22 protein-coding genes are annotated in these 23471 nt (G+C 68.0%); 10 read left to right on the forward strand and 12 right to left on the reverse strand.

The genetic code is table 11. The features are described from left to right. Positions 1 to 29: 29 nt before the first annotated feature. The 7 genes from ACYVDN_RS13765 to ACYVDN_RS13795 all read right to left on the reverse strand — a co-directional run bounded on the left by ACYVDN_RS13765 (position 30) and on the right by ACYVDN_RS13795 (position 7819). Positions 30 to 2048: a hypothetical protein gene (locus tag ACYVDN_RS13765; protein ID WP_460572599.1), complete on the reverse strand. Its 2019-nt coding sequence runs from the start codon at positions 2046 to 2048 to the stop codon at positions 30 to 32. Between the two features lie 159 nt (positions 2049 to 2207). Continuing rightward, positions 2208 to 2990, reverse strand: coding sequence for an SDR family NAD(P)-dependent oxidoreductase (locus ACYVDN_RS13770; RefSeq protein ID WP_460572601.1), 783 nt, complete (start codon positions 2988 to 2990; stop codon positions 2208 to 2210). 58 nt (positions 2991 to 3048) lie between these two features. Beyond that, positions 3049 to 3936: a phosphogluconate dehydrogenase C-terminal domain-containing protein gene (locus ACYVDN_RS13775; protein WP_460572603.1), complete on the reverse strand. Its 888-nt coding sequence runs from the start codon at positions 3934 to 3936 to the stop codon at positions 3049 to 3051. Next, positions 3933 to 4727, reverse strand: coding sequence for a sugar phosphate isomerase/epimerase family protein (locus tag ACYVDN_RS13780; protein ID WP_460572605.1), 795 nt, complete (start codon positions 4725 to 4727; stop codon positions 3933 to 3935). The genes ACYVDN_RS13775 and ACYVDN_RS13780 overlap by 4 nt, the downstream gene beginning before the upstream one ends. Before the next feature lie 30 nt (positions 4728 to 4757). Beyond that, the gene (locus ACYVDN_RS13785; protein ID WP_460572607.1) at positions 4758 to 5537 is read right to left on the reverse strand and encodes a triose-phosphate isomerase family protein; all 780 of its coding nucleotides are present in this window, start codon (positions 5535 to 5537) and stop codon (positions 4758 to 4760) included. 42 nt (positions 5538 to 5579) lie between these two features. Beyond that, a complete protein-coding gene (locus ACYVDN_RS13790) occupies positions 5580 to 6050 on the reverse strand; it encodes an RpiB/LacA/LacB family sugar-phosphate isomerase (protein ID WP_460572610.1) in 471 nt (156 codons plus the stop codon). 47 nt (positions 6051 to 6097) lie between these two features. Continuing rightward, positions 6098 to 7819 carry a dihydroxyacetone kinase family protein gene (locus tag ACYVDN_RS13795; RefSeq protein ID WP_460572612.1) on the reverse strand — a complete coding sequence of 574 codons (1722 nt, stop codon included), beginning with the start codon at positions 7817 to 7819 and terminating at the stop codon, positions 6098 to 6100. A gap of 95 nt (positions 7820 to 7914) precedes the next feature. On the opposite strand from ACYVDN_RS13795, the gene ACYVDN_RS13800 reads away from it, so the two are divergent. Further along, complete coding sequence (locus tag ACYVDN_RS13800; protein ID WP_460572614.1) at positions 7915 to 8649, forward strand: FadR/GntR family transcriptional regulator; 735 nt, start codon at positions 7915 to 7917, stop codon at positions 8647 to 8649. Positions 8650 to 8870: 221 nt separating this feature from the next. Here ACYVDN_RS13800 and ACYVDN_RS13805 read toward each other — a convergent pair whose 3' ends face one another. The 3 genes from ACYVDN_RS13805 to ACYVDN_RS13815 are packed head-to-tail and all read right to left on the reverse strand — an operon-like array spanning position 8871 to position 11586. Then, positions 8871 to 9782 carry a 3-hydroxyacyl-CoA dehydrogenase family protein gene (locus ACYVDN_RS13805; RefSeq protein WP_460573522.1) on the reverse strand — a complete coding sequence of 304 codons (912 nt, stop codon included), beginning with the start codon at positions 9780 to 9782 and terminating at the stop codon, positions 8871 to 8873. A 35-nt stretch (positions 9783 to 9817) separates the two neighbouring features. Then, positions 9818 to 10855, reverse strand: a complete 1038-nt coding sequence (locus ACYVDN_RS13810) for a sugar phosphate isomerase/epimerase family protein (RefSeq protein WP_460572616.1) — start codon at positions 10853 to 10855, stop codon at positions 9818 to 9820. Then, on the reverse strand, positions 10852 to 11586 hold the full coding sequence (locus ACYVDN_RS13815) for a GntR family transcriptional regulator (protein WP_460572618.1): 735 nt from the start codon (positions 11584 to 11586) through the stop codon (positions 10852 to 10854). Before ACYVDN_RS13815 ends, ACYVDN_RS13810 begins: the two co-directional genes overlap by 4 nt. A gap of 178 nt (positions 11587 to 11764) precedes the next feature. On the opposite strand from ACYVDN_RS13815, the gene ACYVDN_RS13820 reads away from it, so the two are divergent. The 6 genes from ACYVDN_RS13820 to ACYVDN_RS13845 all read left to right on the forward strand — a co-directional run bounded on the left by ACYVDN_RS13820 (position 11765) and on the right by ACYVDN_RS13845 (position 18495). After that, a complete protein-coding gene (locus ACYVDN_RS13820) occupies positions 11765 to 13144 on the forward strand; it encodes an ABC transporter substrate-binding protein (RefSeq protein WP_460572620.1) in 1380 nt (459 codons plus the stop codon). After that, on the forward strand, positions 13144 to 14085 hold the full coding sequence (locus ACYVDN_RS13825; RefSeq protein ID WP_460572622.1) for a carbohydrate ABC transporter permease: 942 nt from the start codon (positions 13144 to 13146) through the stop codon (positions 14083 to 14085). Before ACYVDN_RS13820 ends, ACYVDN_RS13825 begins: the two co-directional genes overlap by 1 nt. After that, positions 14085 to 14999: a carbohydrate ABC transporter permease gene (locus ACYVDN_RS13830; RefSeq protein ID WP_460572624.1), complete on the forward strand. Its 915-nt coding sequence runs from the start codon at positions 14085 to 14087 to the stop codon at positions 14997 to 14999. The genes ACYVDN_RS13825 and ACYVDN_RS13830 overlap by 1 nt, the downstream gene beginning before the upstream one ends. A 61-nt stretch (positions 15000 to 15060) precedes the next feature. Then, on the forward strand, positions 15061 to 16812 hold the full coding sequence (locus ACYVDN_RS13835; RefSeq protein WP_460572626.1) for a GH39 family glycosyl hydrolase: 1752 nt from the start codon (positions 15061 to 15063) through the stop codon (positions 16810 to 16812). A gap of 5 nt (positions 16813 to 16817) precedes the next feature. Beyond that, on the forward strand, positions 16818 to 17663 hold the full coding sequence (locus tag ACYVDN_RS13840; protein ID WP_460572628.1) for an aldo/keto reductase: 846 nt from the start codon (positions 16818 to 16820) through the stop codon (positions 17661 to 17663). A gap of 61 nt (positions 17664 to 17724) precedes the next feature. Continuing rightward, on the forward strand, positions 17725 to 18495 hold the full coding sequence (locus ACYVDN_RS13845; RefSeq protein ID WP_460572630.1) for an SDR family NAD(P)-dependent oxidoreductase: 771 nt from the start codon (positions 17725 to 17727) through the stop codon (positions 18493 to 18495). A gap of 194 nt (positions 18496 to 18689) precedes the next feature. Here the strand turns inward: ACYVDN_RS13845 and ACYVDN_RS13850 are convergent, their stop codons facing one another. Further along, positions 18690 to 19988 (reverse strand): MFS transporter, encoded by a 1299-nt coding sequence (locus ACYVDN_RS13850; protein WP_460573524.1) that lies wholly within the window; start codon positions 19986 to 19988, stop codon positions 18690 to 18692. A gap of 5 nt (positions 19989 to 19993) precedes the next feature. Continuing rightward, complete coding sequence (locus tag ACYVDN_RS13855; protein WP_460572632.1) at positions 19994 to 20437, reverse strand: MarR family winged helix-turn-helix transcriptional regulator; 444 nt, start codon at positions 20435 to 20437, stop codon at positions 19994 to 19996. A 152-nt stretch (positions 20438 to 20589) separates the two neighbouring features. Here ACYVDN_RS13855 and ACYVDN_RS13860 point away from each other — a divergent pair, with 152 nt between their 5' ends. The 3 genes from ACYVDN_RS13860 (at position 20590) to ACYVDN_RS13870 (ending at position 23409) form a co-directional block, all read left to right on the forward strand. Then, on the forward strand, positions 20590 to 21213 hold the full coding sequence (locus ACYVDN_RS13860; protein ID WP_460572634.1) for a dihydrofolate reductase family protein: 624 nt from the start codon (positions 20590 to 20592) through the stop codon (positions 21211 to 21213). Positions 21214 to 21436: 223 nt separating this feature from the next. After that, on the forward strand, positions 21437 to 22282 hold the full coding sequence (locus tag ACYVDN_RS13865; RefSeq protein ID WP_460572636.1) for an alpha/beta fold hydrolase: 846 nt from the start codon (positions 21437 to 21439) through the stop codon (positions 22280 to 22282). Between the two features lie 77 nt (positions 22283 to 22359). Then, complete coding sequence (locus tag ACYVDN_RS13870; RefSeq protein WP_460572638.1) at positions 22360 to 23409, forward strand: lipoate--protein ligase family protein; 1050 nt, start codon at positions 22360 to 22362, stop codon at positions 23407 to 23409. Positions 23410 to 23471 lie beyond the last annotated feature (62 nt).

A 23471-nucleotide genomic window follows, 5' to 3' on the forward strand; every position in this document is an offset into this window, starting at 1 on the left:
GTTAATCGCAATCGAAACGGGGGTCTCGCTCAGGGGAGGCGGGCCCAGGAGAGCGGGGCGAGGGTGACGCGTTGCTCGCCGGCCGGGGTCACGATGATCGCAGTGCGCTCGTCGCGGTCGAGGTTCGCGACGAGCACGGTCTGGCGCACCGTATTGGTCAGTGTCTCGCGTTCGGGCTCGTGTTCAGGTTCGTGTTCGGGCTCGTGCTCGGGTTCGTGTTCGTGCTCGGGTCCGCCCGAGGGAGGGAGAGCGGCCGACGGGATGATCGCACCGAGGGCCCACACGAGGCCATCCGGGCTGGAGCTGCCGCTGAGCAAGGTGCTGCCTCGCAAGTCGTCGATGGCGCGCAGAGCCTCGGACACCGGGAAGTCCTCGCCGGCGGCGGAACGGATGCCCCTTGGTCCCCACTCCTCGAAATAGGTCAGACTCGCCACTCCCGGCACGGCGAGGGCGGCTGCGTTGGCGATCGTCCACGCTGCGAGCTCCGGTGCGGACTGGCGCGGATCCACCGTGTCGAGCAGTTGTGGACCGTATCCCTCGGAGAGATCGTCGCGGATGGGTCGTGGCGGCGGCGTGGTCGCAACGTTGTTGAACCGAGGACGCAGGCTGACGGGGCCGATGTGCACGCGGGCCCCAGCCGCGATCCGCACCCCCTGCTCGGCGACAAGGCGCTGCATCGCGATCGATTCCACCAGTTGCTCGGTTCGCAGGCTGTGGAACAGCGGGGTCACGCTGAAGACGACGCCATCCAGATCATCCGGCAGCCGGTGCTGCTCGCGGTTCAGCTCCGTGAAGTGCGAACGCGCGCCGCCGACGACCGGGGCGTCGACCCCCGCAGCGTCCAGAGCGGCCCGCAGCGCCGCGACGGCGGGTGCATCCGACACGTGGGCTGCTTCGCCATCGGGCTCAAAGGCGGCGACCCTGGCGATCGGATGACCGCTCAAGGCCTCCACCGCGGCGGTAAGCTCACCGGCGCGATCGGGATCCGGCACCAGCCGCACATCGAGCGGCGGGCCGGATGTCGCCGCCCGAGCCAAGGCCGCGCGCCAGTTCCGCGTCGACAGGTCGAGCTCGACGAAGACCGCGGCGCCGAGGAGCGCGGGTCGCGCGGGTGCCTGGGCGACCGGAGTTGTCGAGCCAGGTGATTGCACCGCGGGATCGGGTGCGGTCGACGCGCCGAGTGCAATCGTGGGGAAGGGGCCGGCCGGCGCCAGCGTGAGCCGGGTCTCGAGGCGCTCGGCCGGTGAGGCGGACTGGCCCTGCGGCGTGGCGGCGGCCTGGAGTATGGCGGCGGTCTGCGGCGCTGCGGCGGTCGCCGGTGTGACATCCGGTGATGACTCACCGACAGCACGTGCACGCACACGGATGCTCTGCCGCACCGTCTCCCCGGCGGCGATGCGGTACGGGTACGGCAGGCCGAGGGGGCGACTGTAGGTCTTGTAGGAGGCGTCGGTCCAGTTGCGCTGGTCCTCCATCTCGAAGACGTCGCCATCGAAGCGCACCTCGATCTCGACGCCGTCCGCCGTCCAGTCGAGCCCTGCGATGTCGAAGACCGGCTGGTGCGGGCTGATCTCAGTAGGGAACCTCGTCTGTTCATCCGATCCGTCGGAGTGCAGCACTGTGAGCGGCGACCCGGCGTTCTGCGGCGGATGCAGCACCACCAACCCGACCCGGTTCGTGAAGAACTCGGTGCGCGAGTCGAGCTCCGCGGTGACCGTGATGGTGTCGCCGGATGCCTCGACGTGCACGGTGCCGTCGAAGTGGGCATCCAGCCCCTCGGTGTGCACCGCGAGTTCGAGCAGGGTGTCGGTCTGGCCGACGACTGCGGCGGCCGGGTCGGCGATGGAGGGATCCACCGTCAGGCCTTGCGACTCGCGCAGGTCGTCGATGACGAGCGTCGCGGTGTCCCAGTTGCGGTCACGCACGACGGCGCGGATGCTCCGCAGCACGATTCGGCCGTCGAGCCTCAGGTCTGCGAGCTCGTCGTCGCGCAGCTCGAGCGACCAGCGTCCGCCCTGCCACGGGCGGGATGGCTGCTCCCAGGTCATCCTTGACTCCTCTCCCGGTTCATGACTCCTGCAGATTCAGCGAGCCCGCGGAGGACTCCCGCGGGATCCTGCGGATGGATGCCCCGCGCGGTGCGGATCTGCAGGAGTTATGCACACGCGCGAGGGGTGCCCATCCGGGCTGGGCCTGGCCAGCCCGGGCTACAGGGTGGCCATGCCGCCGTCGACGGTGAAGAGGGAGCCGGTGGCGAAGGCGCCGTCGTCGCTCGCGAGGTACACCATGATGCCCTCGACGTCGCGCGGCGAGCCCGCTCGACCCAGCGGGATGCGGCCGATGATCGCCGCCCGCGACTCCGGGTCGTCGCTGATCGTGGTCACCAGGGTGGTCTCGGTGTACGCGGGCACGACCGTGTTCACCCGGATGTTGTCGTGCGCGTACGCGGCAGCGACCGTGCGCGCCAGGCCGTGGATGCCCGCCTTCGTCGCGCTGTACGCCGTGAAGTCCGCGCCCTCGCCGTTCAACCCGGTGGGGCTTCCGGTGAGGATGATGGAGCCGCCGCGCGCCGAACCCTCGGCCGCAGCGGCATCGCGCCGCAGCATCGCCCGAACCGCGTGCTTCACGGTGAGGAAGGTGCCCGTCAGGTTGATGTCGACAGTGCGACGCCACACCTCGAGATCGAGGTCGGCGGCCTTCGCGTCGTGCCCGAAGAGCTGCACGCCGGCATTGGCGACCACGACGTCCGGAGTCCATCCGTCGCGATCGAGCTCGGCGAAGGCATCCTCCACGGTCTGCTCGTCGGAGATGTCCATCGTGACGGCCCGAGCGGTCGGGCCCAGTTCGGCGGCGACCCTTGCTGCGGCATCCGCGTCACGGTCGGCGATCACGACGCGGGCGCCCTCGAGCGCGAAGCGTGCGGCGACTGCCCGGCCGATGCCGGTGCCGCTCCCGGTGACGAGGGCTGTTTTGCCGTCGAGGGTGATCATCGGGCAGCTCCTTGCTGGTGTCGGCACTCGATCTGGTCTTCGTTCATCGCGGCCGGTCTCAGCGCTCGATGTGGTCGAGGTGCAGCATGCGGGCGAGGTTCCTGTCGAGCTCGTCATCGCGGAAGATCTTCTTCCAGTCGTCCTTGATGATGCTCTCGCGCCCGTACTGCATGGCGATCAGGCAGGCGTCGCTGAACGGGTTGTCGCCGCGGAGGCCGTTCGCCAGCGCCACCTGCGTGTGGCCGTACAGGATGCTCCGCGCAGCCTTCTCCGGAACGCCCATCGTGTTCACGGCCTCGCTCAGCGCCTCGTTCAGCAGCTCGCCGATCATGCACGCCACGGTCTCGACGAGCGTCGGCTCGAGCTGGGCGAGCTGCTTGATCGTGACGAAGTGCACGTCGATCACGGGCGCGTAGATGGCGCGCACCGTCGCCTCCAGGATCGCCTTCTTCGCCGGGTCGTCCGACTCGATCGCGGCGATCGCGTCCTGCGGCGCCGCGATGCCGCCGAACGTGTCCGCGTACTCCTCAGGAGTCGTGCGCTGCAGGAAGATCGACGGATGGCACGGGTGGGCGCACGCGCGGATGACGTCGTCCCGGTCGGTCAAAAGCCCCGCGTAGGCCGCAGCCGGGTCGAGGGTGAGCGCGATCGCGCCCGACTTCATCTGCGGCACCAGGTCGGCGGTGACGGATTCCAGCGCCAGGTCCGGAACGGCGAAGACCACGATGTCGGCGTTCGCCACGGCATCTGCGGCGTCGGTCAACTCGCGTCCCGCGTCGGTGGTGCGCTGCCTGCCGGCCGGCGAGTTCTCGACGTAGAACACGGTGTGGGCGGTCTTCACCAGGTTGTTCGAGACGCGCATGCCCATCTTGCCGCCCGCGCCGATGACGGCGATGGTGTGGGGCGCGGTGTCGGCAGCGCCGGCGTTCGGTGAATTGTCGGTCATTCGATGCTCCTCAGGTAGTCGAGTGCGATGCGGGTCCATTCCCGCTCGGTACGGACGGTGGTCTCTGCGTCGCCCTGCCACGGCAGCCAGTGCTCGACGATCTCGTCGATGCCGCGCTCCCTCGGCCGAACGGTGGCGAGCAGGTGGTGATAGTCATGCAGGCCCTCGCCCATCGGCGCACCGCTGTAGGTGAAGCCGACCCAGCCGGGCTGGCGGGCGAAGGCGAAGTCCTTGGCGTGCACGTTTCCGGTCATCCGCGCAGTGCGCTCGATGCAGTCGCGGGGGGACTCCAGCCGGGCGACGACGTTCGCGGGGTCGAGGCAGATGCGCAGGCTGGGGCTGTCGATGCGCTCGACGAGGCCGGCGAGGTCATCCGTGCTCACCTGCTCGTAGGTCTCCAGCGCGAGGGTGACGCCCGCGGCCTCATAGGCGGGCAGCGCTCGCCGCAGCCATGACTCTGCCTCGTCGAGCGACGGGCGCGAGTCGGGGCCGTACAGCATCGAGCGCACGAGCCGCGCGTCGAACCGATCGGCGAGGAGCAGGTAGCGCTCCAGACGGTCGGGCTCGATGCCCTTGGTGCCGAGTTGGATGACCACGCCCAGGTCACGAGCCGCACGGTCGGCATCGGCGAGTTCCGTCTCCGACATGGAGTCGAGCGGGGCGTAGTCGCAGATCTGGAACAGCCCGATGTCGAGCGCGCGGGTCTGCTCGAAGGCGCCGACCAGCGACAGCGGCTCCGGAACCCGGTCGGAGTGCTGCCAGAAGAACGCGTAGCTTCCGAGCCCTATCACGAGCGCTGGCCGATCATGCAGGCCGGCCGATCACGAGCGCACTTCTCCTCGTCGAGCGGCAGCGGTCGCGCCCGCCTCGTCGAGCACCGCAACGAGGTTGTCGACGTCGTGAGCGAAGCGTCCGAGGAACAGGCCGTCGACGTCGTCGCCGAGACGGGTGAGCAGTCCGGGGCCGGCGGCCCCGCCGTAGATCACCATCGAGCCGGCGCGATCCGGGTTCGTGTCCAGCGCTGTACGCAACGCCCTGGTCACGACGCGGATGTGCTCGGCAGGCGCGGGCTCGGGAGCCCCGATCGCCCACACCGGCTCGTACGCGACGATGACGCGTCCTGCTGGGGCGCCCTCGAGGTCGGTGCGCAGCTGCTCGACGGTCGCGGAGGCTGCGCGCTGGGCATCCCACCTTTCCGTCTCGCCGAGACAGAGCACGGGGGTGAGGCCGTGCCGCAGGGAAGCAGCCGCCTTCGCCGCCGTCACCCGGTCGGTCTCGCCGAAGAGACGCCGTCGCTCGGCGTGCCCGATCTCGGTGAGGCTCACGCCGATCTCGGCAAGTTCCGACGCGGTGACCTCGCCGGTGTATGCGCCCGGCTCGAACTCCGAGACATCCTGCGCGCCGATCAGCACCGGGGTGCCGCTGAAGGTGTCGAGCGCGGGCAGTAACTGCGGATACGTCGGGATGACGAAGAACTCGACCTCCCCGGAAGCGACGGCATCGTGCTCGCGCACACTCCTGGCGACTTCGGTGAACCACCGCGTCGCCCTGGCGTGCCCGAAGTAGGTCTTCAGGCTCACGCCGACGGTGAGCTGTGCCATCAGCTCTCCTGTGGGGTGTCGGTCGAGTGGGTCATCCGCGGCTCAGCAGGATCCGGTGCTCTCGTACTCGTCGATCACGGCGACCTTCGCGGCGCTCGGCGACGACTCGTCGAAGCGGTAGGTCAGCCACTCGCGCACCAGGCGGCGGGCCAGCTCGATGCCGACGACGCGCTGGCCCATTGTGAGCACCTGGGCGTTGTTGGAGAGCACGCCGCGTTCGACCGAGTAGCTGTCGTGCGCCGTCACGGCACGGATGCCCGGCACCTTGTTCGCCGAGATGGCGACACCGAGCCCCGTGCCGCAGAACAGCAGGGCGCGATCCGCTTCGCCGCGGGCGACCCGCTCGGCGGCCTCGATCGCGACCTTGGCGTAGGGGGTGTGGCCGGACGCGTCGACACCCACATCGACCACGGACGCGACGCCGTCGTTCTTCTCCAGGTCGCCCTTGAGGATCTCCTTGTAGTCGAAGCCGGCATCGTCGCTGCCGATGATGAGGCGCAGGGGTTCTGCCATGGTGTGTTCCTCTTTCCTTCGATGGGTTCAGGCGATGGGGTTCGGGCTCAGGTGAGCAGCTCGCCGATCGCCGTGGCGATGAGCGCGAGCGATACCGCGCCGGGGTCCGGGGTGCCGATGCTGTGCTCGCCGTGGGTGCGCGCCCTGCCGAGCCGGGGGAGCAGGTCCGCGGTGTCGGCGGCGGCCTTCGTGGCGGTCTCTGCAGCGGAGGCCCACGCGTCGGCGAGGCTCTCGCCGCTCGCGACCGCTTCGCTCAACCGGGCGCTGAAGGGCACGAGGGCGTCGACCATGGTCTTGTCACCGAGCTGAGCCTTGCCGTACGCGATCACTCCTGCGCTGGCATCCGCGACGCCCGAGGCAACGGCTGCCGGGTCGGATTGCCCGTGGTCGCCGAGCTTCGATGCGACGGCCTGGAGGATGACACCCCAGAGCGCTCCAGAGGTGCCGCCGGCCTTGTCCGCCCAGGCGTCCGCGGCGCGGCTCAACGTGGTCTCCGCGCCGGCCCCGGCCTCGACGGCAGCAGCGCCTGCGTCGCGAGCGGCGTGCGATCCGCGCTGCATGCCGATGCCGTGATCGCCGTCGCCGGCGATCGAGTCCATGTGTCCGAGCTCGTCGACGTTCGCGTCGATCGTGGCGACGATGGTGTCGAGCACGTCGCGCACCCGTACCGCGCAGGCACGCGAGGCCTCGTCGGAGGCGGGGATGACAACCGGCTCATCTGCGCCGTCAGGGCCCTGTGCGGAGTCGGACAGAAGGGTCGAGCTCACAGAGCCGCGACGGTACGCGGGAGTGTCGACCGGCGTCTGCCAGAGGCGCTCGAGCTCGTCATCCAGCCAGAACAGGGTGAGCGAAGTGCCGGCCATGTCGAAGCTCGTGCAGTACTCGCCGACGTGCGGGTCGACGATCTCGATGCCAGCTGCCTTCAGTCGTCGTGCGATGCTGCGATAGACGACGAACATCTCCTCGTACTTCAGCGAGCCGAGGCCGTTGAGGATCGGCACCACCTTCGCGCCCTCGACCTCGACGCCCTCCGGCACCTCGGAGAGCAGACGGTCGACGAACAGGTCGGCAAGACCGTCAGCGGTCGGGATGTCGGTCTCTTCGATCCCTGGCTCGCCATGGATGCCCAGGCCGATCGCCATGCGGCCCTCCGGCACAGTGAAGAGCGGCTGCGCGGCGCCGGGAAGGGTGCATCCGGAGAACGCGACGCCGAACGAGCGGGTGCGTTCGTTCGCGAGGGTCGCGACGCGCACCACCTCGTCGAGGTCTGCGCCCGCCTCCGCGGCGGCCGCGGCGATGCGGAACACGGTGAGGTCACCGGCGATGCCTCTGCGCTTCTGCGATTCGTGCGGTGCCGCGCTGGCGATGTCATCCGTGATCGTCACGGTCCGGCACGGGATGCCCTCGGCGCGGAGCCGCGCCTCGGCCGCGTCGAAGTTGAGCACGTCGCCTGCGTAGTTGCCGTAGCTGAGCAGCACACCGCCACCTACATCGGCCGCCTTGGCCACCGAGTGCACCTGCTGCGCGGACGGGGATGCGAAGAGGTTGCCCATCGCCGCGCCGTGCGCGAGGCCGGGTCCGACCAGTCCGCCGAACGCCGGGTAGTGCCCTGAGCCGCCGCCGATGACGACGGCGACCTGCCCCTCAGGCACGACGGTGCTGCGCACGACGCCTCCTGAGACGCGGCGCACTGACCGTGCGTTGGCCGCCACGAAGCCGTCGATCATCTCGTCGACGAAGTCGGCGGGGTCATTCCACAGGCGGGTCATCGTTGTGTTCCCTTCACGGCGAATACTGTGTCATTCTGGCAAACCGGTTGACCGGTTGCAAGGCGAACGGGGCCTTGCGGCGATAGGTTGTACGCATGCCAGCTCATCGTCCCGGAAACGAGGCGGACCTCGTCGCGGCTCTCGGCTCGATGCCGTCCGGGTCGCCGGTCTCCGACGTCGCCGGACGGATGCTCGACCTCTTCATGAGCGGACAGGTGGCGCCGGGAACCAGGCTTCCCCCCGAGCGTCAGCTCGCGGCGACGCTCGGTGTCGGTCGCTCGGCCGTTCGCGAGGCGCTGGCCGCTCTGGAGATCCTCGGCATCGTCGACGTGCGCCCAGGATCGGGCAGCTACCTGCGTGGCACAGCGAGCGAGCTCCTGCCGCAGACCCTGAGCTGGGGGATGCTCATCGGCGAGCGCAACACCGCGGAGCTCGTCGAACTGCGGTCCGGGCTCGAGATCTACACGGCTCGCCTCGCGGCCTCCCGGGCGGAGGAGGCGGACCTCGACGCGCTCGCCCGCGACCTCGACCGCATGCGGGTCGGCACTCGCAGCCTCTCCGCCTTCGCGCGCGCCGACCTCGAGTTCCACCGCGCACTCGCCGCCGCGACGGGCAACACCATGCTTGTCGACCTGCTCGGCGTCGCCCGTTCGCTGCTCAAGGTCTACGCGGACCGCGCCGTGCGGGATGAGGCAGGGGTGCAGCGGGCCATCGACGAGCACGCCGCGATCCTGGATGCCATCACCCGTCACGACGAAGACGCCGCGGCGTCGGCCATGGCGGTGCACATGGCGACGGTCTCCGAGCGCCTCGCCACCACCGCTGGTTGAGGAGCACACCGGAGATGCGCGTCCCTCCCGCTGGTTGAGGAGCACACCGGAGGTGCGCGTCCTTCCCGCTGGTTGAGGAGCACACCGGAGGTGCGCGTCTCGAAACCACCAACGCCGCGGGTAAGGGTTTCGAGACGCGCGCGGCTTCGCCGCGAGCTCCTCAACCAACGACGGGGAACGCGCGCGGCTTCGCCGCGAGCTCCTCAACCGGCGACGGGCGATCAGAGGGGCGCGGGGCCGAGGTCGTCGAGGAGCTTCTGCATCGCGACGTACGCGCGGTTGCGGTACGCCACCAGCTCCGGCGTGCGGCTGGCCGGGATGTCGAGGTAACCCGCCCCCGACTTGGTGCCGAACTCGCCGGCATCCACGTGCTTCTGGAGTGAGGCCGGGGTGGCGAAACGTTCGGGCCAGCGAGTCTGCAGCGACTCGTAGCAGAAGGCGTAGACATCCAGCCCCGCCATATCGGCGATCGCGAACGGGCCGAAGAACGGCAGCCGGAATCCGAACGTGGTGCGCACGATCGTGTCGATGTCAGCCGGCGACGCGATGCCCTCGTCGGCGATCTTCGCCGCTTCCTCGAACAGGGCGTACTGCAGGCGGTTCAGCACGAAGCCGGTGGCATCCTTGATCGGCGCGGCAAGCTTGCCGGTCGACTCGACGACGGCGCTGGCGAGCGCGACGGCATCCGCACTGGTGGTCTCGTGCGGGATGATCTCGACACCGGGGATGAACGGCGCGGGGTTGGAGAAGTGCACGCCGAGGAATCGTTCCGGTCCGATCACGGCCTCAGCGAGGGATCCGATCAGGATGGTCGACGTGTTCGACCCGATGATGGCGTCGGGGCGTGCGGCGGCGCTGATCCGACGCAGGGTGTCGTGCTTGATCTCGATCTTCTCGGGGACTGCCTCCTCGATGAAGTCGGCGTCGGCGACGGCCTCTTCGATCGATGCGGCTGCGCTGATGTGTGCGCGCACGCGTTCGACGGCGTCGGCGGGGAACAGTCCGTCGGCGACGAACTCGGCGGTCTCCTTGTCGAGCCTGGCGAGGTTCGCGACGGCGATCTCCTCGGAGATGTCGGCGATGCGCACCGTGTGGCCCGCAAGAGCGAGCACCTGGGCGATGCCTCCTCCCATGTAGCCGGAGCCGACGACGGCGATGGTGAGCGGGTTCACTTGGTGGTTCCTTCCGAAGCGGTGACGGGGGTGGAAGCGGTGGCGGAGATCGTGGCGGGAGTGCCGAACCTCGCGGTCGACAGAACGGAGCGGATGTACCGCTGGTTCGTCGCGCACACGCCGAGGCTGTCGCCACCGTACTGCTCCGTCATGATGATGCCGCGGAATCCCGCGGCGACAGCGTCGCGCAGCACGTGCCGGTAGTTGATGAGTCCGGTCTCCATGGTCGACGGCGACGAGGTCGCCCAGATGCCGTCGCCCGACTCATCGCGCGTGTAGTTCTTCACGTGCATGTAGTTCGCGTAGGGCATGGTCTTCGCGAACAACTCCCGCCAGTCCTCGACGGGGCGGTGCAGCCTGATCAGGTTCGCGACGTCGGGGTTGAGCCCCACGTTGTCGAGGCCGACCTCCTCGACGAAGCGCACGGCGCTGTCGGCCGTTCCGAGGTAGGTGTCCTCGTACAGCTCGAGCGACAGTGGAAGCCCGACCTCCGCCGCGTGCTTGCCGAGCTCGCGGATGCGCGACACTGCCGCATTCCAGACCTCGGGGTCGTCAGGGTCGACGGGCCCCGGCGCCGTCCAGAACCAGAGCGCCCTGCGCTGCGCGTCGGAGAACGGCTGGTGCAGACCGGTCGAGAACACCTTCATGCCCCACTCGGCGGCCGCGTCGATGGTGCGATGCGCGTACGCGAGGTTCTTCTCCTCGTGGCCGGGCATGATGACGCTCTGACGTTGAAGGTGCACCGAGGGGATGCCAACGCCGTGCGACTTCGCGATGGCGAGGAACTCGTCGCGGCGCGACGGCGAGAGGTCGGCGGGGCGAACGTGGCTGTCTGCGAGCTCGGCGAGGGTGAACCCTGCAGCCTCGATCTGGTCGAACATGTCATCCCACACCTCGGCGGGAGCGTCGTGCAGTGCAACGCCGTCGGCGCTCACGGGCGGGAACCCGTGCAGGCACACCGCGATGGGCCAGGTGTCGGATGTCCAGGAGTTCGGATTCCAGTCCTGGTCGGTCCAGTCTTGCGCAGCGGTCACGGGGTGCTCCTTCTCATGGTGCCTGTGCCTGCTCCCGACTCTGCAGAGCTCGGCGGGTCTTGCGGATGGGTGGCGAGCAGGCGGTTGTACGCACCGTCGAGGTGCTCCTGGATGGCGGTACCTGCAAGCTTCGCATCACCCTTGGAGAGCACGTCTCGCAGCTCGGCGTGCTCCAGGTAGCCGACCTGGAGAAAGTCGCGGAACGACTCGTTGCGTGCGTTCAGGAAGAACTCGACCTGGCTGCGGATGTGCTCCCACGAGTTCTCGAGCCGGCGATGATCGGCAGCCTTGTAGAGCAGGTCGTGGAACTCGAGGTCGAGCTGGGTGGCCGCAGCGGCTTCGTATCCATCGCCGACGGCCTTCATGCGATCGAGGATGGCGTCCATCTCGGCGAACAGCTCTGGCGTCATCCGCTCAGCAGCCCGCTCGACCGCCAGCCTCTCGAGCGCGAGCCGCAGCGTGTAGACCTCGATGATGTCGGCGCGGGTCAGCTCGACGACGAACGCGCCGCGATGTCGTCTCAGCTCGACGAAGCCCTCATTGGCGAGCTGGCTGAGTGCTTCGCGCACCGGTCCTCGGCTGACGCCGAGTGCCTGCGCGATCTCGGCCTCCTTCAGGTGCTCACCCTGCTGAAGCTGGCCCTTGCTGATCATCGTGCGCAGCGCGTCGAGCACGTTGTGTGACAAAGACGGCTGGACCACAGGGGTCGCCGTCAAGCCGGAGACAGTCATGTCGAAACCTTCCCACAAAAAGGGATTTTATGATTGTAAACAATCTACGGTTGACAATCTGCAGTCGACAAGACAGCATGTCCGAGTACCACTTCGCGGGTCGCTGCCGGCCCGCCGAACGCGTCAACGGTCGTTGCCATGGCGGCTCCGGTCGATCTCGAACGAAGGAGTTTCTCGCGTGAAGAAGAAGGCACTCATCGCCCTTGCGGGCCTCGCCGTCGTGGCGACCCTCGCGGGCTGTTCCTCCAGCGGAGGCAGCGGTGGCTCGGCATCGGCCGTTCCCGCCACCGACAAGCCGCAGGCGCAGGCCGACAAGCCGACGAACTGCGACAACAAGATCATTTACCCGGATGCCACGCGCGTCTCCCTCTGGGGATGGTCGCCCACGCTGCCCGTCGCCGTCGACGCGTTCGACAACGCGCACAAGGACGTGCAGATCTGCTGGACCAACGCCGGCGCAGGTGCGGCGGAGTACCAGAAGTTCTCGACGGCCATCTCGGCAGGCAAGGGTGCGCCCGACGTCGTCATGCTCGAGACCGACCACCTGAACAGCTTCCTGATCAAGGACGCGCTGGTGAACCTGAGCGACTACGGCGCCGACAAGTGGAAGAGCGACTTCTCCGCGGGAACGCTGAAGGACATCTCCAGCAACGGTTCGATCTACGCGATCCCGGATGACGGCGGGCCCGTCGCGATGATGTACCGCAAGGACATCTTCGACAAGTACGGCCTGACGCCCCCGACGACCTGGGCCGAGTACGCGTCCGACGCCGCAAAGCTCAAGGCCGCCGGCGGTCCGGCGATGGGTGACTGGCCGAACGACACGCCCGCGTTCACGCAGGCCATGTTCATCCAGGCAGGCGCTGACCCGTTCAGCTACAACATCGACAAGAAGACCGAGCTCGGTGTCGACATCAACACGGCGGCGACCCGCAAGGTGCTCAACTATTGGGACGGCCTGGTGAAGAGCGGCGAAGTGGTCACGACGGGTCAGTCGTCAACCGACTTCGTGAGCGACCTCTCCTCCGGCAAGCTCGCGACGTTCATCGCCGCATCGTGGGAGCCGGGCCACCTCACCGGAGCGGGCTTCCCCAAGGGTGCGAACAGCCCGTGGCGAGTCGCCATGCTGCCGCAGTGGGACAGCAGCTCGGCCATCCAGACGAACTGGGGTGGCTCGACCTACGCGGTGTCCACGCAGTCCAAGGTGCCGCACGCCGCGGCCGAGGTCGCACTGAACCTGTTCGGCAACGAGAACGCCGACCTTCTCGGTGCGCACTTCCCGCAGCACCTCAAGGCGCAGAAGGCTCCGTGGTTCGTGAACGCCCAGGACCCGTTCTTCGGCGGGCAGCAGGCCAACAAGGAGGTCTGGATTCCGACGGCCGACGCCTACAAGGGTCAGGGCTACAGCCCCTTCCAGGATTACTACTACCAGCAGGTGACGGCCATGCTCACGAAGACGACGGGCGGTGACCAGAGCGCGTCAGCCGGACTGGCCTCTCTGCAGTCCACCGTCGACTCCTACGCCAAGTCGCAGGGCTTCACAGTCAAGACCAAGTGATGACCAGCGCCAATTCCACCGTCACCGTGGGGTCGTCCTCTCAGAGGAGGACGGCCCCGCGGGGCAGGAGCATCAAGCCCAAGGTCGTCGGGTGGTTGTTCGTCGCGCCGTTCGGCGTCGTGTTCCTGGTGTTCCTCGTCGCGCCACTGGCGTACGCCTTCGGCCTGAGCCTCTTCACCAAGGGGCTGGCCACCGGCACGACCTTCAGCGGCCTGGGCAACTACGCCAAGGCCTTCACCGATCCCGAGTTCCTGGGCGGCGTGCTGTTCGTCGCGGTCTTCTCGCTCGTGCTGATCCCGTTGCAGATGCTGGTCTCGCTCTCGGCCGCGCTCGTGCTCGACACCGTCGCGACCCGGCTCGCCAGGTTCTCCCGTTTGATGATCTTCGTTCCGTACGCCGTGCCGGCCGTGATCGGCGCACTGATGTGGGGCTTCCTCTACAGCCCGTCGTTCGGTCCGCTCAGCCAGATCTCCTCGCTGTTCCACGCGCCGGAGATCAATCTGCTCGGACCGCACGCGGTGTTCGGCGCCCTGCTCAACGTCGTGACGTGGCAGTGGAGCGGTTACTACATGATCATCATCTACGCCGCTCTGCAGGGGATCGACAAGTCGCTCTACGAGGCGGCGAGGATCGACGGCGCGAACCAGTGGCAGATCGCACTTCGCATCAAGGTGCCGATGGTCGGCTCAGCCATGGTGCTGATCCTGGTGTTCGCCCTGATCGGAACGCTGCAGTTCTTCACCGAGCCGCAGGTGCTCGCTCCGTCATCCAACGGCGTCATCACGCCATCGTTCACGCCCAACATGTACGCGTACAACCTCGCGTTCACGAACTCGCAGATCAACTACGCGTCGGCGATCTCGTTCGCGCTCGGACTCATCGTGTTCATCGGCGTGTACATCTTCCTCTTCGCCACCCGTAAGAAGGGACGAGTCATCTAATGACGAGCATCGGAATCCGAGCGAGCGAGAAGATCGCCGCCCCCGGCACCACCCGCGCGCGGCGCAAACCTCGAATCGGCTCGCACATCTTCCTCGTCGTGCTGGTGATCTACTTCCTGCTTCCGCTGTGGTGGCTCATCGTCGCCAGCACGAAGGATGCACACGGTCTGTTCTCCGGAACCGGCGGCGCCCTCTGGTTCGACAAGACGTTCGCGCTGTTCGGCAACCTCGGCGAGCTGTTCACCTACAACGGCGGCATCTACCTGCGTTGGCTGGGCAACTCCCTTCTCTACGCGCTGAGCGGCGGCGTGGGCTCTACGATCCTCGCCGTGCTGGCCGGCTACGGGTTCGCCAAGTACGCCTTCGCCGGCAAGCGCATCAGCCTCGCGCTGCTGCTCGGGTCGGTCATGGTGCCGCTGACGGCCCTGGTGATCCCGACGTTCGCGCTGCTGTCGCAGCTCGGGCTGACCAACACCATCTGGGCCGTCATTCTGCCCTCGCTGCTGAACCCGTTCGGCGTGTACCTCATGATGGTCTATGCCACCGACGCCATTCCCGATGAGCTGCTCGACGCCTCGCGAGTCGACGGAGCGGGAGAGTTGCGCACCTTCCTGACGGTGTCGTTGCCGCTCTTGCGACCGGCGGTGGTCACCGTGCTGCTGCTGTCGATCGTCGGAACGTGGAACAACTACTTCCTGCCCCTCGCCGTGCTCTCCTCTGACAGCCTCTTCCCCGTGACGGTCGGGCTGGGCCTCTGGGACGGACTCGCCAACTCGGCGAGCGGTACGGGCACGACGTCGCTGTGGAGCCTCATCATCCTCGGGTCGCTCGTGTCGATCATCCCGCTCATCGTCGCCTTCCTCAGCCTGCAGCGTTACTGGCAGGGCGGCCTCGCCGTCGGCGCCATCAAGTAGCACCTTCCCGCGTCCTCGGGCGCGACGCCTCACCGAACCATCTCCCATCGAAAGGACCGGCATGCCCACCGAAACCGCGACAGCTGCGCAGGACAAGAACCCAGGGGCCGAGGCCAGCACCCTCTTCCCCAACGCAGCACCGCACGACCCGACGGCGCCGCACGTGCACAACGCCACGATCGAGGTGGATGCCTCTTCCGAGGGTCAGCCCATCAAGCCGATCTGGGCGAGCCTCGGCTACGACGAGATCAACTGGACGTACACCGCAACGGGTCGCCACCTTCTCGGGACGTTCGGCGAGGTCACGCCCGTGCCGTTCCACGTTCGGCCGCACTACGCCTTCATCAACGGCACCGGCTTCGGCCTGCCGCACCAGGGCAGCGGCAACGTGTACCACGAGCGCGACGGCGTGCCGTTCTATGACTTCACCATCATCGACCAGACGTACGACGCGATCGTCGGCGCCGGTCACCACGTGCTGGTCGAGCTCGGCTTCACCCCGCGCGACCTCGTGCCGGAGCGCGCCGCCGAGGACTTCCCGTTCGTCGACAGCCCGACGGTCTACAGCGCCTACGAGGCCGGTCACTGGAGCTTCCCGCCCAAGGACTACGAGAAGTGGGGCGGACTCGTCGCAGCGCTCGCCGAGCACTGCGTCGAGCGCTATGGCGAGGCCGAGGTGTCGACGTGGCTGTGGGAGCTGTGGAACGAGCCCGACATCTACTACTGGCGCGGAACCCCGGAGGAGTTCGACGCGCTCTATGAGACGACGGCGCTCGCCATCCGCAGCGTGCTCCCGACGGCCTCCGTGGGCGGCCCGACCGTGACCGGTGGTCCGAACGGCGTCGGATTCCTGCGCCAGTTCCTCGCCTTCGTCGCCGAGAACGACCTCCCGCTCGACTTCGTGTCGTTCCACACCAAGGGCTCCAACTTCGTGCCGTGGCGCACCTACGGACCGATCGGTGCCGACGCGCCCGAGAAGCAGTCGCCGCAGACCCTCAAGATGCTCTTCGAGATCCGCAGGCTTCTGCGCGTGATGGCGGAGTTCCCGCAGTTCGCGTCGCTGCCCGCGATCGTCGACGAATGCGACGCGGGTGTGCCTGCGCACTGGGGTGTCTACGACAACTCGAACTTCCAGTTCCAGAACACCGAGTACTACCCGGTGTTCCAGGCGAGCCTGATGAAGAAGATCCTCGACCTCAACTCCCTCGAGACCGCTCAGGTGCACGAGGCCACGACGTGGAGCTTCTACTTCGAGGGCGAGCGCATGTTCGAGGGCACGCGCGCCTTCCTCACCGCCAACCGGGTCGAGAAGCCGCTGCTCAACGCGTACCGCATGTTCGCCCGCCTCGGAACGACCAGGCTTCCGGCCGTCTCCGACCGCAGCTGGCAGGTCTCCGACCTCGACGCGATCGCCCCGAGCGTGCCGCCGGAGGAGGTCGACGTTCTGGCGACCCGCACCGACGATGGCGACCTCGCGCTGCTCGTCTTCCGCCGCACCGACGATCAGTACAGCGTGGATGACCAAGCGGCCGACGTCACCGTGCGTGTCAACGGCGTGCAGCATGGCAGCTACGCCGTCGAGCACTTCCGCATCGACGCCGACCACAGCAACGCGCACACCGTCTGGGTCGCTCAGGGCAGCCCGCAGGACCCGACAGAGGAGCAGCTCGAGGAGATCCGCGGCCGCATGGGCCTCGAGCAGTTCGAGCCGGAGCGGGAGCTCGTCGTGTCATCCGATTCGAGTGAGCTTGCGCTGACGCTGCCGAACCAGTCGGTTTCCCTGCTCGTGCTTCGGCGCGCAGAAGCAGAATGAGTGCCATGAGCGAGAAGAGTATGCCATCGGTCCGCCTCGGCGAGGGCGTCGAGGTTCCCGCGATCGGGTTCGGCGTCTTCCAGATTCCGCCGGACGAGGTGCAGGCCAGGGTCGAGGAAGCGCTCGCCGTCGGCTACCGCCACTTCGACACCGCGGCTGCTTACAACAACGAGCAGGGTGTCGGTCGTGCGATCGCCGCGAGCGGTCTGCCACGGAGCGAGATCTTCGTCACGACCAAGCTGCGCAACGGGGAACAGGGGAGGGCATCCGCCGCCGACGCTCTCCGGGCCAGTCTCGACCGGCTCGGGCTCGACCACGTCGACCTCTACCTCATCCACTGGCCGTCGCCGGCCCGCGACTCCTACGTCGCGAGCTGGGAGGCCATGATCGAGGCTCAGCAGGCTGGCCTGGTGCGCGCGATCGGAGTCTCCAACTTCTTGACGCACCACCTGGATCGCGTCATCACGGAGACCGGGGTCGTGCCGGCGGTCGACCAGATCGAGCTGCACCCGTACTTCGCGCAGCGCGAGCTGACGCAGACGCTGCGCGAGCGCGGCGTGGCTGTCGAGTCCTACAGCCCGCTCGGGCAGGGCGCGGACCTCGCGGACCCGGAGGTGGTGGACATCGCGGCGGTGACGGGACGCACTCCGGCGCAGGTCATCCTGCGCTGGCACCTTCAGCACGGCTTCGTGGCGATTCCCAAGTCGTCGAGCCGCGCGCGCATGGCCGAGAACATCGACGTCGTCGACTTCGAGCTGACGGATGACGACATGGGTCGCATCGACGCTCTCGACGGCGGATCGCGCATCGGGGGAGACCCCGAGACGTTCGAGATCAGCCAGATCCGCTAGAGCCCTGGCCGCGCGGCCACGATCGCAGCATCATCCAGCAACTGAAAGGCAGACCACGTCCATGTCCCAACGCTTCCCCGACTCACCCACCGTCGTGCTCACAGGCGCAGCATCGCCGCGCGGCATCGGGCGCTTCGCCGCCCACTACCTGGCCGAGCGCGGCTGGAACGTCGGCGTGATCGACCTCGACGCGGCCGAGGCGGATGCCGTCGCAAGGGACATCGCAGCGGAGCACGGCGTGAAGACGGCCAGTGCGGGCGCGAACGTCGCCGTCGAGAGCGAGGTTCGAGCCGCCTTCGACACGCTGGAGGCCGCACTTCCGCCGGTCGTGGCGCTGGTGAACCTCGCGGGTGTCTCGTCTCCTGACCCGTACCTCGAGGTGACCTCCGAGGAGTGGAACCGGGTCATCGACATCAACCTGACAGGGGTGCACTACTCGACGAGGCGAGCCGCCGAGTCGATGGCTTCGCGGGGTCTCGGCCGCATCGTGAGCCTCTCCTCCGTCTCGGCGCAGCGCGGCGGCGGCACCTACAGCAAGGCTGCGTACTCGGCGGCGAAGGCCGGTGTCATCGGCCTGACGCGCGCTGCGGCTCGTGAGCTCGGACCGCTCGGCATCACTGTCAACGCCATTGCGCCGGGCCCCATCGACACCGACATCATGGGCGGTCCGCTGACCGACGAGCGCAAGGAGGCCATGGCCGCGGACGGCGTGCTGACCCGCATCGGCCAGCCGCGCGACGTCGCGGCAGCAGTCGCCTACCTCATCAGCGAGGACGCAGGGTTCGTCACCGGCCAGACCATCAATGTCGACGGCGGGCTCTACATGCACTAGAACTTCGCTGGTCGAGTAGCGCGCCCCAGAGCGGCACGTGCCCCGCTGGTCGAGTAGCGCGCCGCTGAGCGGCACGCGTATCGAGACCCACGCCGGACGGTGGGTCTCGATAGGCGTCGACCTTCGGGCCGGCGCTACTCGACCAGCGGGGGACGCGTCAACCTTCGGTCGGCGCTACTCGACCAGCGGGTTCATCAGGCCTTCTGGGCGGCGGCCCCGTCGCCCACCTCAGGCAGGGCGATTCCGCGCGTCGGTGCTTCGAAGGTCACCCGAAGCCGGCGCTCGCTGATCGCCAGCCGCATGCCGCGGAAACGCACCATGTAGTAGATGCCGATCGCGGCGGCCGCGATTCCGGATGCCCCGCCGACCACCAGCGCCCACCTCGGGCCGAACGCGTCGGCTACCCAGCCGACGATCGGCGCACCGATGGGAGTGCCGCCCATGAAGATCGCCATGTAGATGGCCATCACGCGGCCGCGCACGAGCGGGTCGGTCGACAGCTGCACCACGCCGTTCGCCGTCGTGTTGAAGGTCTGAGATGCGACGCCCACGATCGCGAGCATCGCCCCGAAGATCCAGTATCCGGGCGCCGCGGCCGCCGCGATGCATCCGATTCCGAAGATGACGGCTGCCACCGCGAGCAGCGAGCCGCGGGGCTTCTCGCGCCGGGCGGCGAGAAGGGCTCCGGCCACCGATCCGATGGCCATCACGGACGACAGGATGCCGTACTCACCGGCACCCTTGTGGAACACCGTGCTCGCCATGGTGGCGACGAAGATCGGGAAGTTCAGCCCGAACGTTCCGATCAGGAAGACCATGGCGAAGATGGCCAGCAGGTCCGGCCGCTTGCTGACGTATCTGAAGCCTTCCACCAGGCTGCCGCGGGAGCGGCTCGCGCGTGTCGACGTGTGCAGCTGGTCCCGTCGCATGAACGTCAGCGAGATGAGCACCGCAACGAAGCTGATCGCGTTGATGAGGAACACCCACCCGGCGCCGACGGCAGCGGTGAGCAGACCGGCGACGGCTGGGCCGATCAGCCGGGCGGCGTTGAACGAGGCGGAGTTGAGGGCAACGGCGTTGCCGAGCAGCTTCGGCCCGACCAGGTCGCCGACGAACGTCTGCCTGGCCGGGGAATCGAAGGCCGCAGCGATGCCGAGCGCCAGAGCGAAGAGATAGACCTCCCAGAGAGTCACCGTTCCGGTGATGGTGAGGATGCCCAACCCGAGCCCCAGCAGCCCCATCGCCGCCTGCGTCGCCATCAGCAGCTTGCGCCTGTCGAGATGGTCGGCGGCGAATCCCGTGACGGGGAGCAGGATCAGCTGCGGCCCGAACTGCAGCGCCATGACGACGCCGACCGCGAGGGCGTCGTTGTGGCTGAGCTGGGTCAGAACGATCCAGTCCTGCGCCGTGCGCTGCATCCACGTTCCAACGTTGGACACGAGGGCGCCCGCGAACCAGATGCGATAGTTCAGCGCGCTCAGCGAGCGGAACATCGCATTCACGAGTCGGCGAGCTCTCTGATCGCCACGGCGGCATCCGCGAGCAGGGCGCGGGTGGCGGGCGGAAGCTTCGCGAGTCGCTTGTCCAGCCACGCGTCACGACGTCGCCTGGTCTCCTTGACGAGCTCGCGCCCGTTGTCCGTCGGTACGAAGTAGACCTTGCGGCGGTCATCCATGGATGCCTGTCGCACCAGATAACCAGCGGCCTCCAGCCGGTTGACCGTGCGGTTCATCGAGGGCGGAGTGACGTGCTCGTGGGTGCTGAGCTCGCCGAGCGTCTTCGGCCCCTCGCGGAACAGCAGGGCGAGCACGCTGAACTGTCCGTCGCTGAGCTCGTCGTCGGCCCGCTCGGCCCGCACCCGTCGCGACAGTCGCGCGACGGCGATGCGCAGCTCTGAGGAGAGCTCGTGCGTGCTGAGGCGCTTGGCGACGGGGGTGGGCATCGACATCATGATCGTTAGCATAACAAATTAGCCACGCTAACGATTTAGGCGCCCGCGCGCGATGCCGTGCAAGGGGTGTCGGTCGAGCCAGGGGGTGTCGGTCGAGGCGGCATGGTGCGACCCTGGGGTGAGGTACAGAGCGGGGGCTCACCATGGCAGACGCACGCGGACGCATCCACATCGACCTCTTCAGCACGCTCGACGGCGTGCAGCAGGCGCCGGGCGGTCCGGACGAGGACACGACCGACGGATTCCGCTTCGGCGGATGGCAGGCCCCGGTGACCGACGAGATCGTGGGCAGGGAGATCGTCGACGGGATGGCGCAGATGGATGCCCTCCTTCTCGGCCGCCGCACGTATGAGATCTTCGCCGGATACTGGCCCATGCACACCGACAACGAGATCGGGGCGCTGTTCGAGCGAATCCCGAAGTACGTCGCGTCCCGCGGCGACGTCGATCTGACCTGGGCGGACTCGACCCTGCTGGGCTCGGACGTGCTGTCCGAGGTCGACGCCCTTCGCGACCGGCACCGCGAACTGCACGTGATCGGCAGCATCGACTTCTCGAGAACGCTGTTCGACGCCCAGCTCTTCGACCAGCTGACGCTCTGGGTCTATCCGATCGTGCTCGGCCGCGGAAAGCGGCTCTTCGACGACGGAACGGTGCCGGCCAACCTCGCGCTGCTCGCCCCGCCGGTCACTTCCGGCACGGGCGCGGTGCTCCTGCGCTACGCCCCAGCCGGCGCTCCCACCGTGGGCACCATGGGCCCGGAATAGCTCCCGCACCGCGCCCCACCACCTTCCTACCGAGCCACCACCTTCCCGCCGAGCCACCACCTTCCCGCCGACCCACCACCTTCCCGCCGAGCCACCACCTTCCCGCCGAGCCACCACCCAATCCCCGCAGATTCCGTGGTGGCTCGACGGCAGGGTGGTGGCTCGCGCGACGAATCGACGCCCCGGGCACGAACGAACTGCCAGGGAGTGCGAGAATCAGCCCGTGCCGAGCTTCGAAGACGAACAGGGTGTGACCGTCACCTACTACGTGTGGAAGGTGGAGCATCCACGTGCCGTCATCCACCTGGTGCACGGCCTCGGCGAATACGCCACCCGATACGAGCCTCTTGCGGGGATGCTCAACGAATCCGGCTTCAGCGTCTACGCCGCCGACCAGCGTGGCCACGGCCAGACCGGGCTCGATCAGTGGAACGGCGACCATGCGAAGCTCGGGCGGCTGGGGCCCGGTGGGCTGCGTGCGGCAGTCGAGGACATCCGTGTGCTCGATCGCATCATCCGGGATGAGAATCCGCGCGTTCCGCTCGTGCTCCTCGGGCACAGCTGGGGCTCGCTGATGTCGCAGATGCTGGTGAACGACCACTCCGACGAACTCGACGCGCTCGTGCTGACCGGCACCGCGTACCGAACCCCGCTCAGCATGGAGGCGGGCGACCTCAACAAGCACCACAAGCAGCTCGGCACGACCGGGTACGAGTGGCTCAGCCGTGACGAGCAGGTTTCGGCGGATTTCGCGGCCGACCCTCTCACGTTCGACGCGGCGGTGCTGAAGCTGTTCGGCGTCGCTGACGCACTCAGGCTGTACGGGCGGCCTCGGCGGGGCATCCACGATCTGCCTTTGCTCGTCATGATCGGCGAGGAGGACTCGCTCGGCGGCCCGAAGAGTGCACGGATGCTCGTCGACGCGTACCGAAGCCGCTCGGGCTTCACCGACACGACACTGAAGATTTATCCGGGCGCGCGGCACGAGGTGTTCAACGAGACCAACCGCGACGAGGTCATCGCCGACTTGGTGCGCTGGCTCGACGCGCGCTTCCCCGCCCTGGTCTGAGCCGAGTCGCAGTCTCGTCGCTGTGGCGGCGACGCCGTCCACCCACGCCTCGGCGCACGCCGCCATAGTCTGGACGGATGCACGGAGAGTACAAGGTTCCAGGCGGAAAGCTCGTTGTCGTCGACCTCGACGTCATCGATGGCGCGATCGCGAACTTCCACCTGGCCGGCGACTTCTTCCTCGAGCCGGACTCCGCCCTCGAGGCCATCGACGATGCGGTCAGCGGGCTCTCGGCCGAGGCGGATTCCGCCGCCATCGCGGATGCCGTCCGCAGGGCCCTCCCCGCCGACGCCGTGCTGCTGGGCTTTTCCCCGGAGGCCGTCGCGGTGGCCATCCGTCGATCCCTCTCGAATGCCACCACCTGGCGCGACTACGACTGGGAGATCGTGCACGCCAAGGCCGTTCCGCCGCGCCTGCACCTCGCGCTCGACGAGGCGCTGAGCAACTCGCTCGCCGAGGGTCTGCGCAAGCCGACGCTGCGTATCTGGGAGTGGGACGAGTCCGCGGTCGTGATCGGCAGCTTCCAGTCGGTGAAGAACGAGGTCGATCCGGTGGGCGCGGAGCACTACGGCTTCGACGTCGTGCGCCGCATCACCGGCGGCGGCGCGATGATGATGGAGAAGGGCAACGTCGTCACATACTCCCTCTACGTGCCCGCCGAGCTGGTCTCGGGCATGAGCTTCGCCGACAGCTACGCCTATCTGGATGACTGGGCCCTGGTCGCCCTGAGATCGCTCGGCATCGACGCGACGTACAAGCCGCTCAACGACATCGCGAGCCCGCAGGGCAAGATCGGCGGCGCCGCGCAGAAGCGCTTCAAGAACGGCGCGGTGCTGCACCACGTGACCATGAGCTACGACATGGACGGCCAGAAGATGACCGAGGTGCTGCGCATCGGCCGCGAGAAGATCAGCGACAAGGGCATCGCATCGGCCGCCAAGCGTGTCGATCCGCTGCGTGCCCAGAGCGGGATGACCCGCGCAGAGATCATCGACCGCATGAAGCAGACCTTCACCGAGCTCTACGGTGCAGTCCCCGGCGACATCACCGATGCCGAGTACGCCGAGGCCGAGCGTCTGGTCGCCGAGAAGTTCGCCACAGACGACTGGCTGTACCGCGTTCCCTGATCGCCCCGCGCCGGCGGTCACGGCCGCAGTACACCGACCGGTCTTCTGGCTCACGTAGGATA

Source organism: Humibacter soli, assembly GCF_054779035.1.

Excerpts from the sequence above, each read along its gene's own strand:
- ACYVDN_RS13765 (WP_460572599.1), bottom strand. The coding sequence starts at position 2,048 with ATGACCTGGGAGCAGCCATCCCGCCCGTGGCAGGGCGGACGCTGGTCG.
- ACYVDN_RS13770 (WP_460572601.1), bottom strand. The coding sequence starts at position 2,990 with ATGATCACCCTCGACGGCAAAACAGCCCTCGTCACCGGGAGCGGCACC.
- ACYVDN_RS13775 (WP_460572603.1), bottom strand. The coding sequence starts at position 3,936 with ATGACCGACAATTCACCGAACGCCGGCGCTGCCGACACCGCGCCCCAC.
- ACYVDN_RS13785 (WP_460572607.1), bottom strand. The coding sequence starts at position 5,537 with ATGGCACAGCTCACCGTCGGCGTGAGCCTGAAGACCTACTTCGGGCAC.
- ACYVDN_RS13790 (WP_460572610.1), bottom strand. The coding sequence starts at position 6,050 with ATGGCAGAACCCCTGCGCCTCATCATCGGCAGCGACGATGCCGGCTTC.
- ACYVDN_RS13795 (WP_460572612.1), bottom strand. The coding sequence starts at position 7,819 with ATGACCCGCCTGTGGAATGACCCCGCCGACTTCGTCGACGAGATGATC.
- ACYVDN_RS13800 (WP_460572614.1), top strand. The coding sequence starts at position 7,915 with ATGCCAGCTCATCGTCCCGGAAACGAGGCGGACCTCGTCGCGGCTCTC.
- ACYVDN_RS13805 (WP_460573522.1), bottom strand. The coding sequence starts at position 9,782 with ATGGGAGGAGGCATCGCCCAGGTGCTCGCTCTTGCGGGCCACACGGTG.
- ACYVDN_RS13815 (WP_460572618.1), bottom strand. The coding sequence starts at position 11,586 with ATGACTGTCTCCGGCTTGACGGCGACCCCTGTGGTCCAGCCGTCTTTG.
- ACYVDN_RS13825 (WP_460572622.1), top strand. The coding sequence starts at position 13,144 with ATGACCAGCGCCAATTCCACCGTCACCGTGGGGTCGTCCTCTCAGAGG.
- ACYVDN_RS13830 (WP_460572624.1), top strand. The coding sequence starts at position 14,085 with ATGACGAGCATCGGAATCCGAGCGAGCGAGAAGATCGCCGCCCCCGGC.
- ACYVDN_RS13835 (WP_460572626.1), top strand. The coding sequence starts at position 15,061 with ATGCCCACCGAAACCGCGACAGCTGCGCAGGACAAGAACCCAGGGGCC.
- ACYVDN_RS13840 (WP_460572628.1), top strand. The coding sequence starts at position 16,818 with ATGAGCGAGAAGAGTATGCCATCGGTCCGCCTCGGCGAGGGCGTCGAG.
- ACYVDN_RS13845 (WP_460572630.1), top strand. The coding sequence starts at position 17,725 with ATGTCCCAACGCTTCCCCGACTCACCCACCGTCGTGCTCACAGGCGCA.
- ACYVDN_RS13850 (WP_460573524.1), bottom strand. The coding sequence starts at position 19,988 with ATGTTCCGCTCGCTGAGCGCGCTGAACTATCGCATCTGGTTCGCGGGC.
- ACYVDN_RS13855 (WP_460572632.1), bottom strand. The coding sequence starts at position 20,437 with ATGCCCACCCCCGTCGCCAAGCGCCTCAGCACGCACGAGCTCTCCTCA.
- ACYVDN_RS13860 (WP_460572634.1), top strand. The coding sequence starts at position 20,590 with ATGGCAGACGCACGCGGACGCATCCACATCGACCTCTTCAGCACGCTC.
- ACYVDN_RS13870 (WP_460572638.1), top strand. The coding sequence starts at position 22,360 with ATGCACGGAGAGTACAAGGTTCCAGGCGGAAAGCTCGTTGTCGTCGAC.